Source organism: Bradyrhizobium sp. AZCC 1719, from assembly GCF_036924525.1.
Taxonomy (GTDB): Bacteria; Pseudomonadota; Alphaproteobacteria; order Rhizobiales; family Xanthobacteraceae; genus Bradyrhizobium.
The window spans coordinates 897,951-911,355 of sequence record NZ_JAZHRU010000001.1; the positions used below are offsets into that span (position 1 = coordinate 897,951).

The 13,405-nt window shown below is 62.8% G+C and carries 12 protein-coding genes; 10 read left to right on the plus strand and 2 right to left on the minus strand.

Going from position 1 to position 13,405, the window contains the following annotated elements; genetic code table 11:
- Nucleotides 1–35 precede the first annotated feature (35 nt).
- The 3 genes from V1292_RS04310 (at nt 36) to V1292_RS04320 (ending at nt 3,203) form a co-directional block, all read left to right on the plus strand.
- Nucleotides 36–1,427, plus strand: coding sequence for a sensor histidine kinase (locus V1292_RS04310; RefSeq protein ID WP_334370534.1), 1,392 nt, complete (start codon nt 36–38; stop codon nt 1,425–1,427).
- Nucleotides 1,428–1,429: 2 nt separating this feature from the next.
- On the plus strand, nt 1,430–2,140 hold the full coding sequence (locus V1292_RS04315; RefSeq protein WP_334370536.1) for a response regulator transcription factor: 711 nt from the start codon (nt 1,430–1,432) through the stop codon (nt 2,138–2,140).
- A 94-nt stretch (nt 2,141–2,234) separates the two neighbouring features.
- Complete coding sequence (locus V1292_RS04320) at nt 2,235–3,203, plus strand: peptidyl-alpha-hydroxyglycine alpha-amidating lyase family protein (RefSeq protein WP_334370538.1); 969 nt, start codon at nt 2,235–2,237, stop codon at nt 3,201–3,203.
- Between the two features lie 240 nt (nt 3,204–3,443).
- Here V1292_RS04320 and V1292_RS04325 read toward each other — a convergent pair whose 3' ends face one another.
- A complete protein-coding gene (locus V1292_RS04325) occupies nt 3,444–4,448 on the minus strand; it encodes a LysR family transcriptional regulator (protein WP_334370539.1) in 1,005 nt (334 codons plus the stop codon).
- A 124-nt stretch (nt 4,449–4,572) separates the two neighbouring features.
- Between V1292_RS04325 and V1292_RS04330 the strand changes: the two genes are divergently transcribed.
- The 3 genes from V1292_RS04330 (at nt 4,573) to V1292_RS04340 (ending at nt 7,034) form a co-directional block, all read left to right on the plus strand.
- A complete protein-coding gene (locus tag V1292_RS04330; RefSeq protein WP_334370540.1) occupies nt 4,573–4,998 on the plus strand; it encodes a YybH family protein in 426 nt (141 codons plus the stop codon).
- 386 nt (nt 4,999–5,384) lie between these two features.
- Nucleotides 5,385–5,942, plus strand: coding sequence for an HNH endonuclease (locus V1292_RS04335; protein WP_057842830.1), 558 nt, complete (start codon nt 5,385–5,387; stop codon nt 5,940–5,942).
- Nucleotides 5,943–6,308: 366 nt separating this feature from the next.
- Nucleotides 6,309–7,034 (plus strand): PEPxxWA-CTERM sorting domain-containing protein, encoded by a 726-nt coding sequence (locus V1292_RS04340; RefSeq protein ID WP_334370542.1) that lies wholly within the window; start codon nt 6,309–6,311, stop codon nt 7,032–7,034.
- A 116-nt stretch (nt 7,035–7,150) separates the two neighbouring features.
- Here V1292_RS04340 and groL read toward each other — a convergent pair whose 3' ends face one another.
- Nucleotides 7,151–8,797 (minus strand): chaperonin GroEL, encoded by a 1,647-nt coding sequence (gene groL / locus V1292_RS04345; RefSeq protein WP_334370544.1) that lies wholly within the window; start codon nt 8,795–8,797, stop codon nt 7,151–7,153.
- 399 nt (nt 8,798–9,196) lie between these two features.
- On the opposite strand from groL, the gene V1292_RS04350 reads away from it, so the two are divergent.
- The 4 genes from V1292_RS04350 (at nt 9,197) to V1292_RS04365 (ending at nt 13,389) form a co-directional block, all read left to right on the plus strand.
- On the plus strand, nt 9,197–10,120 hold the full coding sequence (locus V1292_RS04350) for a division plane positioning ATPase MipZ (RefSeq protein WP_334370546.1): 924 nt from the start codon (nt 9,197–9,199) through the stop codon (nt 10,118–10,120).
- 114 nt (nt 10,121–10,234) lie between these two features.
- The gene (locus V1292_RS04355; protein WP_334370548.1) at nt 10,235–10,552 is read left to right on the plus strand and encodes a hypothetical protein; all 318 of its coding nucleotides are present in this window, start codon (nt 10,235–10,237) and stop codon (nt 10,550–10,552) included.
- A gap of 188 nt (nt 10,553–10,740) precedes the next feature.
- Nucleotides 10,741–12,258 (plus strand): AMP-binding protein, encoded by a 1,518-nt coding sequence (locus V1292_RS04360; protein WP_334370549.1) that lies wholly within the window; start codon nt 10,741–10,743, stop codon nt 12,256–12,258.
- 159 nt (nt 12,259–12,417) lie between these two features.
- Nucleotides 12,418–13,389: a S1C family serine protease gene (locus tag V1292_RS04365; protein WP_334370551.1), complete on the plus strand. Its 972-nt coding sequence runs from the start codon at nt 12,418–12,420 to the stop codon at nt 13,387–13,389.
- The last annotated feature ends 16 nt before the right edge of the window (nt 13,390–13,405 follow it).

Sequence of the window (13,405 nt, forward strand, 5' to 3'; positions counted from 1 at the left end):
TCGAAGTCGTCGGGGAGGTAGCTTGGGGAGGAAGCTTGCAGGCAGCGTCCAACTCCGTGGCGGGCCCGCCGCCCGCGATCGATCTGAAACTGCGGCTGACGTTACGCGTCGCGGCGCTCGCGGCAGTTTGCTTCATCGCCGTTGCGGCCTACGCCTTGTTTGACAGCGACCGTGCCGCGAAGGCCAAAGCGGGCCGTATCGCCGAGATCGTCGCCCGCGATCTCTCGTTGCAGCAATCGCAGGCGCAATGGCTCTCGGTGTCCATCAACCCAACGCCGGATTTGCAGGGAATCGCGGCGTTGATGGAGCCGGGCCTTTGCATTGCCTACCGCGACAATACCGGCGCGTTTCGCCAGGGCGTCTGCAGCGGAGCGCCTGCCGACGAAATGGCCGCGCCCGAAAGCTTCGCCTCCCTCTATCGCGCCGTCTTTCGTCCGGGTGAACCGGTCTCGATGCCGGTCCTCGTGGCCGGCAGCGCTCGGGGCATGGCGGTCGCGACCTTCGACCCCGCCACGCAGATCGGCCAGAGCTGGCGCGAGGTGAGCCGGCTGCTCTCCATCATGGCGTTCGCGCTGGCCGGACTTTGTGTTGCGGTCTATGCCGCGCTGGCGCGGGCACTGCGGCCGACCCAGGCCATTGCCACGGGACTGCGGCAACTGGCGGCGAACGATCTTTCCGCGCGCCTGCCGCGTTTCGACCTTGCGGAATTGTCGGCAATTTCCGGCGTCTTCAACACCCTTGCACAGCGGCTGCAGGCAACGCTTGCCGAACGCAACGCCTTGACGCGAAAACTGATCGAAGTGCAGGACGAGGAGCGGCGCCATCTAGCGCGCGAGCTGCACGACGAATTCGGCCAGTCGCTTTCCGCCATCGCGGCGCGGGCTGCCGCCGCCGCTCACACCGCCGAGCGCCAATGCCCGCCACTGTACGAGGAATGCCGGGGCATCTCCCGCACGACCGCGCATATGATGGAGACCCTGCGCGGCGCGCTGGTGCGCCTGCGGCCGCCCGACGTCGAGGAACTCGGCCTCACCCTCAGCCTCGAAAGCCTGGTTGCGAGCTGGAACGGTTTCGAGAAGGGCCGCACCCGATTCGAGATTGCCGTCAGTGGCAAGGCCGACGATTTCCCGCCCGGTGTCAGCGCCAGTCTTTATCGCATCGCGCAGGAGGCGATCACCAATGCAGCCAAGCACGCACAGGCGAGGTGCGTGCAATTGCGTCTCGAGGCCGGAGACGCCGAGATCGTCCTGACCGTCGAGGACGACGGCGAAGCGGCCAGCGCCAGCCTGACGCCGAAAGCCGGCATGGGACTGCTCGGCATGCAAGAGCGCGTGGTTTCGCTCGGAGGGACCTTGCAATTCGAGCGGCCAGAGGCAGGCGGCGCCCGACTTGTCGCGCGCATTCCCACGATGCGGGTGGAGTCCTAGACATGGCGGACGCCGGTGGCCGTACGCGCGTGATGCTGGTGGACGACCATGCCATCGTGCGCGAGGGCTATCGCTCGCTGTTGCAGAAGCAGGATCGCCTGCAAGTCGTCGCTGAAGCCGACAATGGGGCCGACGCCTATCGCGTCTACAAGGCAGCCAAGCCCGACCTCGTCATCATGGACCTGTCGATGCCGGGAATTGGCGGGGTCGAGGCTATCAGGCGCATCCGGCAATGGGACAAGTCGGCGCGCATCCTGGTCTTCACGATGCACCAGAGCGCCGCCTATGCGGTCCAGGCAATCAAGGCGGGCGCACGTGGCTTTGTCACCAAAAGCAATCCGCCCGACGCGCTGCTGCGCGCGATTGCCGAAGTCATGGCCGGACGCATCGCGCTCAGCCCCGACATCGACCACGAACTCGCCATCAACCGGCTCGCCGACGAGCCTTCGGCAGTCGACGCACTGAGCCCACGGGAATTCGAAATCCTGCGCATGCTGCTGGCGGAGAAATCCGTGGATGAGATCGCAAACACGCTGCATATCAGCGTCAAGACCGCGGCCAACACGCGCTATCAGATCCGCGCCAAGCTCGGCGTCGCCTCCGACATCGAGTTGGTACGCCTGGCGCTTCGCCAGCGCATCATCGCGGCATCGCGAACGGTACGCCTGGCGCTTCGCCAGCGCATCATCGCGGCGGAGGATATAGGGAGCTAGTCTGGAAGAAACGTGCCATGCGCAAATCCCCCTCGTGCTTCGGGCAGGTCTCTGCAACACTCCCGGCCAACCAATATCAGATCGGGAGAAACGCATGCCTACCATTCTCGGCTCGGGCGAGCATCGATACCGCGTCGTCGAAAACTGGGCGAAACTGCCCGACGGCTGGAGCCTGACCGACGTCGCCTCTGTCGCCGTTGACAGCAAGGACCGCATCTACGTCTTCAACCGCGGCGCCCATCCGATGGTGGTGCTGGACCGCGAGGGGAATTTCATCAAGAGCTGGGGCGAAGGGCTGTTCAACCGCGCCCACGGTTTGCACATCGATGCCGACGACAATCTGTATTGCACCGACGACGGCGACCACACCGTGCGCAAGTGCACCACAGACGGCAAGGTGCTGCTGACCATCGGCATTCCAAACAAGCCCGCGCCGTTCATGAGCGGCGAGCCGTTTCACCGCTGCACCCATACAGCGCTGTCGCCGAAGGGCGAGATCTACGTCTCCGACGGCTACGGCAATGCCTGCGTTCACAAATATTCGCCTGACGGTAAGCTCTTGAAGACCTGGGGCGAGCCCGGCACCGATCCCGGCCAGTTCAATATCGTACACAACATCGCCACCGACGCCGCCGGCTGGGTCTATGTAGCGGACCGCGAGAACCATCGCGTGCAAGTGTTCGACGGTAACGGCAAATACGAGACGCAGTGGAATTATCTACACCGGCCCTGCGCGCTGTGCTGCTGCGGCGGCAAGCAGCCGAATTTCATCGTCGGCGAGCTCGGCCCCGGCATGGCTGTCAATCGCAAGGTGCCGAATCTCGGTCCACGGCTCTCGATCGTGGATTCAAAAGGCAAGCGCATCGGCCGGCTCGGCGGCGAGAACGGCCCGGGGCTGGAGGCCGGCAAATTTCTCGCGCCCCACGGCATCGCGCTGGATTCCAGGGGCGATATCTATATCGGCGAGGTCGGCGTCACCGACTGGAAGACCAGCTTTCCGGACACGCCGATGCCGCCGGAGGTCGGGGTGACGCGCTGCCTGCAGAAGCTGGAGAAGATCTAGACCATGATGAGATTAGGTCGGATTGCAGCCGCGACGGGATTGCACCCCCTCTCCCGCTTGCGGGGGAGGGCTGGGGTGGGGGTGCCTCCACAATTGACACTCCCCATGTGGAGAGAGCCCCCACCCGGCGCTCCGCGCCGACCTCCCCCGCAAGCGGGAGAGGTGAAGCAAGTCTGCGGCCAAATCGATCTAACCAAGAGTCATCAGGCTATAGACGGGCGCTAACCGCAACGTGCCTCGCTACTGGCGATCGGCGGCGCGGGAACGGCCTTGCCCGTCAAACAGGCTGTGCTCACGCGCCAGCCCATCTCCAACTATATCGAAGAAGGCACGCACGCGCGCCGTCTTCTTCAGATCAGCATGTGTCACGATCCACAGTTCACCAACCAGATCCGGCACCGGATCGGGCAGCGCGCGGGCGAGATCGCGATCCTCATCGCCGAGATAGCAAGGAAGCAGCGCGAGACCGATGCCGGCCTTCGCGGCGATGAACTGATTGACGAGGCTGTTGGTCCGGTAGACGAAGGCGTCACCTGGCACCGTTCGATTGAGCCAGTCGGCAGCCATGATGCCAACAGCCGTTTCCTCCCATCCGATCAGGGCGTAGCGGCCGAGATCTTCGGAGGATGAAACGGCCCCGCCTCTTTCCTTGAGATAGCCGGTTGCGCCGTAAACTGTCCATGCGACATCGGCGAGCTTGCGGCCCCAGAGATCACCCTCCTTCGGCCGCATCGGACGAAGCGCGATATCCGCCTCACGGCGCGAGAGATTGAGGACGCGGTTGTCGACCACGAGCTCGACGACGATGCCGGGATGGGTTTGCCGGAACGACGCGAGATGGCCGGTCAGCTTTCGATACGCCAGCGTCTCCGAGGATGTTACGCGCAGGCGGCCGGAGGGACGGTGGTCCCGCCCCGCAATGTCGCGGTCGATGGCGAGCGCTTCATCTTCCATCCGCTCGGCCGCTGCCGCCATACGCTCGCCAGCCGGCGTCGCTTGATAGGCTCCGCCGGGAAGCCGCTCGAACAGACGCACGCCGAGCCGCGTTTCCAGGGCATTCAGGCGCCGAAACGCGGTCGAGTGATCGATATCAAGCGCTTTGGCGGCGCCTGTGAGGCTGCTTGCCCGATGCACCGCCAACACGAGTTGGGGCTCGTTCCAGTCCTCCATGACGCAGACGTAAGCGCCGCTTGCAGTTTCGCAAGTGACGCTGGCGTATTCCCAACGTGCTTTCCGTCGCGCCAAACGTTACCTACCGCAGCGAAAAGCGAGATGAGGAACTTAAGGTGACACCGATCCGGCCTTGCACCGGAGCGTGAGGCCACGGCCTCCTCGCATCGACAACCGTCAACACGTGGGAGTCCAAGAAATGGGTGCTCCGTCCCCCGAACTTTGCAATCTCTGGCTGGCACGCGCGTTCAATGCGCAGGACGTTGACGCCGCGGCAGCGATGTATCACCCCGAAGCATCGATCGTTCAGGTCGACGAGGTCCATGGCGGCAGCAGCGTCGCGCGCGGCGCCGACGGCATCCGCAAGACGATGGCGGCCTATGTCGGATTGAAGCCGCACATGGATGTTGTGACCCACCACACGACAGTTTCCGGCGACTTCGCGATGACGCGGTCTCAGTGGCTGATCAAGGGCACCGACGAAAACGGCAAGCGCACCGAGGTGCATCACCATGGTATGGAAGTTCACCGCCGGATGCCCGACGGCACCTGGGTGTTCTTCATGGATCACCCGTTCGGTGCCGATCCGAGCTGGGCGGTCGAAGCTCCGCCGCACACCGAATAGTCACGCCACAAGCAGAATTCGGGTGCTTGTCACAGCCCTGGGCATGGTGCAGGCAGCGCCGCCTTCGGTGCGGCGGCGCCGCTCGGACTGCAGAGCATCTTGACCAGCGCCGCCAAGCCGCCAGCGCCATTCCTCCTATGAAGTCTTCGAAAATGCGTGCCTACCGTCGAATCGCCCCGCCCCGGGCCGCCTATCACGATGGGTTGACCGCGAATGTCCGACATTGGCGAGGTCAGGAACCAAGGCTTTTTCCAGGGGCACGGCAGAGAATCACGCGTTCCCGCTGCTGGATAAGCCCCGGAACGCTCTTCACAATCCCGTCACGCTGCCTGTAGTATGCAGGGCGCACGCTGCTTCGCAGCTAACATGGGGGTCAGGAGCGTTACTTGAACGCACATGTCTCGCAGGGCGGTTGGCCGGTACTGGTGCTGAACGCGGATTTCCGGCCGCTGAGTTACTACCCGCTGTCTCTCTGGTCGTGGCAGGACGCGATCAAGGCGGTGTTTCTCGATCGCGTCAACATCGTCGAGCACTATGACCGCGCGGTGCACAGCCCGAGCTTCGAGATCCAGCTTCCGAGCGTGGTGTCGCTAAAGTCCTTCGTCAAGCCGACCACGCATCCCGCCTTCACCCGATTCAACGTCTTCCTGCGCGACCGCTTCGTCTGCCAGTACTGCAATGCGCATGACGACCTGACCTTCGATCACATCATCCCGCGCAGCAAAGGCGGCCAGACCACCTGGGAGAACGTCGTCGCGGCCTGTTCGCCATGTAACTTGCGCAAGGGCAATCTGACCCCGCAGCAGGCGAAGATGTTTCCGCGGCAACACCCGTTCGCGCCGACGGTGCATCAGTTGCATCGCAACGGGCGATTATTTCCGCCGAACTATCTGCACGATAGCTGGCTGGATTATCTTTATTGGGATACCGAGCTCGATCCGTAAACCCCGCCGCCGCTGTTTTCGCCCGCAGGACAGTTCCACACGGCCGAAAGGCCGAGCTTCTTACAGTGCGCCTCACATGGAATTCTCGGACATTCACCCTGAGAATGTCCACCGTTGGAAGTGAGCCGAGCTGACGGCGACTTCCCGTTTTGACCCATCTCAGATGATGCCGGTCGCTCTGCGGGCGGGCCACTCGGATCGCTCATCCGACCTGGAAAATCGCTCCACCAGACGCCGGCCTACCGTTTTTCACATTTTTTTGACGCCGGGCTGATGGGCTTCCTTCGATGCAGTTCAAGCGCGTCGACCGCCTGCGCGTCCGTTGGGCTAACCGGACGGAATAGGATCTGGATAAGGAGATCTAACGTGAACAAGCCTTCTTCGATCAGGAAAAATTCTCTGTTTGGATCGGGCCGTTCGATGGCCATCCTTGTCGCCGCCTGTGCGATCGTCTGGACCGGTCCTGCAGCGGCAAACCTCGTCGCGAACGGCAGCTTCGAGCTGGGGACGTTCACTGGAGGAAATTCTCTCGCTCAACAAGTTCAGCCCGGTGGCAGCGAGCTTGCTGGCTGGACAATCAGCGACGCTCCTGCGACGTGGTATGCGAGCGGATGGAGCAACAACCCTCAGCAGATCGCGCTGACGCCACGCACTGGAAATTTCGGCCTTAGCCTGGCCGATGGCACCGTAAACACCATAAGCATAAGTCAGACCATCAATCTTCTGCCATTTCAGCAGTATCAACTTAGCTTCTGGGTTGGAAACTACAGTGCCAACAATGGTTCTGCAGGGCTCAACGTCAGTATCACCGACGGAACGTCCAATACGCTCCTGTTATCGGAGAGCGTGACGGCCCCGGCAACGAGCGAGCCCTCTACATGGGTTCGGTTTGCGTTCAGCTTTATCGCAGACGGGACCTCCAACACGATCAGCTTCAACGAACTCAACGGGCCTTCCTACATTGGCCTGGACGACGTGAGCATCGCAGCCGTGCCCGAACCCGCGACCTGGGCGATGATGATATTGGGCTTCGCTGCTGTTGGTTTTATGGCCTACCGCCGGAAGTCAACGCCAGCATTGATGGTTGCCTGATCGGAGGCACACCGAGCTCGACCCATAGGCGGAGCGGTTCAGAATTCGTGGAGCGAGATACCCATCGCCGATGAACTGTGATTGGCGCGGTCGAAGACGCGCCAATCACTCGCGAGTTAGATCTGATAATCCATATCGGCCATGCTCGCACCCGCGCCTGGAACTGTCGGTGGCGCCTTCTTCTTCGGGAGCTCAGCGACCATTGCCTCAGTGGTGACGAGCAAGCCTGCCACCGAAGCGGCGTCCTCAAGCGCAGTGCGCACCACCTTGGTCGGATCAATAATGCCCTTTGAGATCAGGTTGCCGAACTCGCCGGTCTGGGCATCAAATCCGAAGGCGTACGTATCCCTGTCCAGGATCTGTCCGACCACGAGCGAGCCATCCTCGCCCGCGTTGATGGCGATCTGGCGGGTCGGCCATGAAAGCGCTTTCTTCACGATCTCGACGCCATAGCGCTCGTCCTCGTTGGTTGGCTTCAGCTTGTCGAGCGCCTTGACGGCGCGAAGCAGGGGAACACCGCCGCCGGGCAAAATGCCTTCCTCGACTGCCGCCCGGGTGGCATGCAGCGCGTCGTCGACGCGATCCTTGCGCTCCCTCACCTCGACCTCGGTGGCTCCACCGACACGGATCACCGCGACACCGCCCGCCAGCTTGGCGAGCCGCTCCTGAAGTTTCTCACGATCGTAGTCGGAGGTGGTCTCCTCTATCTCGGCCTTGATCTGGGCAATGCGAGCCTCGATATCGGCTTTCTTGCCACCGCCGTTGACGATCGTCGTATTCTCCTTCTCGATCCTCACCTTCTTGGCGGAGCCCAGCAGGTTGATCGTTACGCTCTCCAGCTTGATGCCGAGATCCTCTGAGATCATGGTGCCGCCGGTAAGGATGGCGATATCCTGAAGCATCGCCTTGCGGCGATCGCCGAAGCCGGGCGCCTTCACTGCCGCGACTTTCAGTCCGCCCCGCAGCCTGTTCACGACGAGGGTGGCAAGCGCTTCGCCCTCCACGTCCTCGGCAATGATGAGCAGCGGCTTGCCTGACTGCACGATCGATTCAAGCAGCGGCAGCAGCGGCTGCAATCCCGACAGCTTTTTTTCGTAAATCAAAATGTAGGAGTCTTCGAGCTCGACCCGCATCTTCTCGGCGTTGGTAACGAAGTAGGGCGAGATATAGCCGCGCTCGAACTGCATTCCCTCCACTACTTCGAGTTCGGTCTGCAGCGACTTGGCCTCTTCCACGGTAATGACACCGTCGTTACCGACCTTCTTCATGGCATCGGCGAGGAAGCGGCCGATCTCAGCATCGCCGTTGGCCGAAATGGTTGCAACCTGCGCGATCTCGTCATTCGACGTGATCTTTTTCGAGTTCTTCTCGATATCACCGATCAGCGTATCGATCGCGCGGTCGATACCGCGCTTGAGGTCCATCGGATTCACGCCTGCGGCGACGGCCTTCGCCCCCTCTTTCACGATCGCCTGCGCAAGCACGGTGGCAGTCGTGGTGCCGTCGCCAACGCGATCCGAAGTTCTCGACGCCACCTCGCGCACCATCTGCGCGCCCATGTTCTCGAACTTGTCGTCAAGCTCGATCTCTTTCGCGACGGTCACGCCATCCTTGGTGATGCGTGGCGCACCGAACGACTTCTCGATAACGACGTTTCGTCCTTTCGGACCAAGCGTGACTTTCACCGTATTGGCGAGAATGTCGACGCCGCGCAGCATCTTCTCGCGGGCATCGACCGAAAATTTGACTTCCTTGGCAGCCATGGTCATGCTCCTAAGATACTGTTCCTCGGTTGCACATCACATCGGGCGGCTTTCAAGCGGCCTTACGACTGGCGCCGGCCTCCCACCAGCACGCCCATAATGTCGTCTTTCAAGATCAAGTCAGTGCCATCGATCTTGCTCGGTACCGATCGTTTGCCGAACAGCACGCGATCGCCACCTGAACGTCGATCGGAACCTACACCATGCGACCTAGGTGGGTCAGAATTGCGCTGCAAGGGGGCTTGCAAAAATCACCGGGCATCTAGCGCCTGGCCGTTCTAGGAACAAACCGGCTGCTCGCGCAGTTATCCAATCCGTTGGCCTGCAGGGGCTGCCCGCCGCCTTGCGGATCATGTCCCTCCCGAGCAGGCTTGAAGCAACCGATGGTTAGGCGCAACCGTGCTTACCGCGCCCGTACATCTATTGCGTCCCCCGCCCCATGTCGTCGTGGTTGGTAATGAGAAGGGCGGCTCGGGCAAAACCACAATCGCGATGCACCTCGCCGTTGCGCTGCTGAAGGCCGGCCAGCGCGTCGCGACTGTTGACCTCGATGGCCGGCAGCGGACCCTCACCCACTACGTCGAGAGCCGGCGCGGCTGGGCGCGGCGGAGCCAGGTCGATCTGGAGTTGCCGACGCATTTCTGCATCGCCCCCGTCGAAGGGGCCATGGTGGCGCAAAACGAGGCCGCCGAATGCTCCGATTTTCAGCGAGCCATTGCCGCAGCGCAGGATCGCCATGACTTCGTCGTGATCGATACGCCCCCGCATGACAGCTACCTGATGCGGCTCGCCCATTCGATCACCGATACCCTGGTAACGCCGCTCAACGACAGCTTCTTCGACCTCGACGTGCTGGCGTCGCTCGACCCGGTCACGCTGACGGTCACCGGGACCAGCCATTACGGCGAGTTGGTACGCGAGACGCGTTGCCATCGTCGTCCGGTCGATGGCGACCTCATCGATTGGGTAGTCCTGCGCAACCGGATTTCGCCGCAACAATCATCTACCGCCCAGGTTGTTTGCGACTGCCTGCAGGAGCTGGCTCTCAATGCAGGTTTCCGGGTGGTCTCCGGCTTTCACGACCGCCCGATTTATCGCGACCTGTTTCCCCGCGGGCTCACCGCGCTGGACGAGCTATGCGAGACAGTGCCCGGCATCGACGTGGATATCTCTCGCGGCCCCGCGTGCCGCGAGGTTGAGGACCTGATCGAGGCGTTGAAACTGCCGGTCGACGATCGTGGTCGCCGCCGCGTGGCGCTGCGCGCCGAGTGGTTTGCTTCTCGCGACAGCCCGCTGGATACCGATATCCTGGTCGGTCCGTAGGCGGAAGGTGTCATTACGGAGCTTGCGGCCAACAACTTCGTGAGCGCCAGGAACGACCGTGCGTGGTGTGGGTTCGTTGGAAGCCGTAACAAGCAGCAAAGGAGATTGCGGAACATGACAATGAGATCGCGCATTTGCTCGATGGCCGGCGTGGCAGTCGCCGGCTCGTTGGCCTTCGGCGTCACCAGCGCATCCGCGCAGGCAATCTATGTCGATTCGTACGTCGACCCCTATCCCGTGGCAGTGGCTCCCGGCAGCGTTTACGTCGCACCGGCGCCGGTTGTCACGGCACCGCCGATTGTGCGGCCACGCACCGTCGTGGTCAGTCGTCGGGCCTATGTGCCGACCCCTGCGTTTGGCGCGCCGGTGCCTGTCGACTACGGACCCTACGGCTATACCACGGAAGTCGGTTATGGCATTTCCGACTGGTGAGCCCATCGCGTAGACGCCCGACGCCTGCGTTGGAAGGCCCCGCCGAGGCGGGGCCTTTTCTTTTCGCGGTCTGCCTTGCATGCTCCGGTCTCCCTTCACGCCGCCATCCAATTCTGTCACGATAGTTTTTGAGGCGCTCGCCTCATCAGAAACTAAGAGCGGCATCAACGCTCCAACGGAAACGCCCCATGCTCATACCCATTGCCGACGTGCCGCGCTGGTATGCCGAACGCAAGCCGGCGGACACGGTCGCGATCAGCCACGGTAACGACACGCTCACCTGGGCACAGCTCGAGCGCAACGCCAACCGCCGAGCCCGCGCCTTCGCCGCCAAAGGCGTCAACCCCGGCGATTTCGTCGCAATCGGGCTGCCCAACAGCAACGTGTTTTTCGAGACCACCTTTGCGGTGTGGAAATGCGGCGCGACGCCGACGTCGCTGACCTGGCGATTGCCGCGCGGCGAGGCCGCAGCCGTGCTCGATATCCTCAAGCCATCGCTGGTGGTCGGCGGCCAGCCCGACTGGAACGCGCCTAATTCGCTGCCGGCCGACTTCGTGCCTGAAGGCTTCTCGGACGAGCCCGTCGACAATCCGGTGGCGCGCTACTGGAAGGCCATGACCAGCGGCGGCTCGACCGGACGGCCCAAGGTGATCCTCGATCACATGCCGGCGGTGGTGGAGACGACATTTCCCTCTCCGCTCGGCATTGCGCAGAATGCTTCGCTGCTCAATCCCGGTCCCCTCTATCACAATGCGCCGTTCATCGTGTCACACACCGCGCTGTTCAACGGCGGCCGCGTCACTGGCCTCGTCAAGTTCGATGCCGAGGAGACACTGCGCCTGATCGAGAAGAACCGCGTGCAATGGGTGAATTTCGTGCCGACCATGATGCATCGGATCTGGGCGCTTCCCGACGAGGTGCGTAACGCCTACGACCTGTCCAGCCTGCAGATCGTGTTTCACATGGCTGCTCCGATGCCGCCATGGCTGAAGGAGAAATGGATCGAGTGGCTCGGGCCAGAGCGCATCTACGAACTCTATGGCGGCACCGAGCGACAGGGCGCCACGATCATCTCCGGCACCGAATGGCTGGCGCACAAGGGCTCGGTTGGCAAGATCGGCGACACCTGTCGCTTGCGGATCATCGGCGAGGACGGCAACGATGTAGCGCCAGGCGAGACCGGCGAGATTTATTTCCTGCCCAATGACGGCCCGGGCTGCACCTATCACTATCTCGGCGCCGAGCCGAAGCGCCGGCCTGACGGCTGGGAATCGCTTGGCGATATCGGTCGGCTCGACGCGGAAGGTTATCTCTATCTCGGCGACCGGCTTGCCGACATGATCCTGCGCGGCGGCGCCAACATCTATCCGGCCGAAGTCGAGGCTGCGGTATCGGCGCATCCCGATGTGCGCTCCTGCGTCGTGGTCGGCCTGCCCGATCCCGAATTCGGGCAGCGTGTGCACGCTATTCTCGAACTCGACCGGGGCACAGACGCGAAGGCTATCGCCGACGGCATGGCTGCGTTCCTGGCCGACCGGCTCAGCCGCTACAAGCACCCGGAAAGTTTCGAGGCCGTCCATGTCGGCCTGCGCGACGATTCCGGCAAGGTCCGCCGCACGTTGCTGCGCGACGAACGCGCCGGCTGGCTGAAGGAGAACCGCGATTTCCGGATCATGCCGGCCCGCGCGCGGGCAAATGTGGAATGATCCTCAACTGGCCTTGGAACAATTCTGAATCTGCCCGTTATGAGTCGCATGCCGGCCCATTTGGGGGGACACTTTCAAGACGGCCGTTTGCAGCATAGATTGTGATGAATTTCCCGCGCCTTCGCCCGAAACGCGCGCCGGTTCGCCAGGAGACCATCCATGCCTTCTTTGACCGAATGGAGAGTGCCGCCCGCAAACCAGCCGCGCCCGGGCGATTACGCCTTCGACCTCGACAAAGCCCTGTCGTCGGTGGTCGGTCTGCATTCGATCATTCCACCCGATGCGTTCAGCGCCGAGACGCTCGGCACCGAACGCGCCGGCAATGGCGTCGTGATCGATGACGGGCTGGTGCTGACGATCGGCTACCTCATCACCGAGGCGGAGGCCGTCTGGCTGCACCGCAGCGACGGCCGCGTGGTGGAAGGCCACGCGCTCGGCTTCGATTTCGAGTCCGGCTTCGGCCTGGTGCAAGCGCTCGGCGACCTCGACCTCGATCCGCTGCCGTTCGGTTCTTCCGCCACTGCTGCAATCGGCGACCGCGTCGTGGTCGGCGGCGCCGGCGGGCGCACGCGCTCGGTCGCCAGCCAGATCGCGGCAAAACAGGAATTCGCAGGCTACTGGGAATATCTGCTGGATGAAGCGATCTTCACCCATCCCGCGCATCCCAATTGGGGCGGCACCGGGCTGATCTCGAGCCGCGGCGAACTGATCGGCATTGGCTCGCTGCAGCTCGAACGCGAGCGCGACGGCAAGGCCGAGCACGTCAACATGATCGTGCCGATCGACCTGTTGAAGCCGGTACTCGACGACATCAGGAAATTCGGCCGCGTCAACAAGCCGGCGCGACCCTGGCTCGGCATGTTCACCACCGAAATCGACAACCGCGTCGTGGTGGTCGGCATCGCCGGCAAGGGACCCGCGGCGCTCGCCGAACTGAAGACCGGCGACGTCATTCTCGCTGTCAATGGCGACAAGATCACCAGCCAGACCGGCTTCTATCGCAAGCTCTGGTCGCTCGGCAGCGCCGGCGTCGACGTACCGCTCACGGTCTACCACGAGGGTCTCACCTTCGACGTGGTGCTGGCCTCGACCGACCGCGCCAAGCTATTGAAGGCGCCAAGACTCCACTAGATCAGACTTCACCAGG

Coding starts and splice junctions, on each gene's coding strand:
- V1292_RS04315 (WP_334370536.1), top strand. CDS start 1,430: ATGGCGGACGCCGGTGGCCGTACGCGCGTGATGCTGGTGGACGACCAT.
- V1292_RS04320 (WP_334370538.1), top strand. CDS start 2,235: ATGCCTACCATTCTCGGCTCGGGCGAGCATCGATACCGCGTCGTCGAA.
- V1292_RS04330 (WP_334370540.1), top strand. CDS start 4,573: ATGGGTGCTCCGTCCCCCGAACTTTGCAATCTCTGGCTGGCACGCGCG.
- groL (WP_334370544.1), bottom strand. CDS start 8,797: ATGGCTGCCAAGGAAGTCAAATTTTCGGTCGATGCCCGCGAGAAGATG.
- V1292_RS04355 (WP_334370548.1), top strand. CDS start 10,235: ATGACAATGAGATCGCGCATTTGCTCGATGGCCGGCGTGGCAGTCGCC.
- V1292_RS04360 (WP_334370549.1), top strand. CDS start 10,741: ATGCTCATACCCATTGCCGACGTGCCGCGCTGGTATGCCGAACGCAAG.
- V1292_RS04365 (WP_334370551.1), top strand. CDS start 12,418: ATGCCTTCTTTGACCGAATGGAGAGTGCCGCCCGCAAACCAGCCGCGC.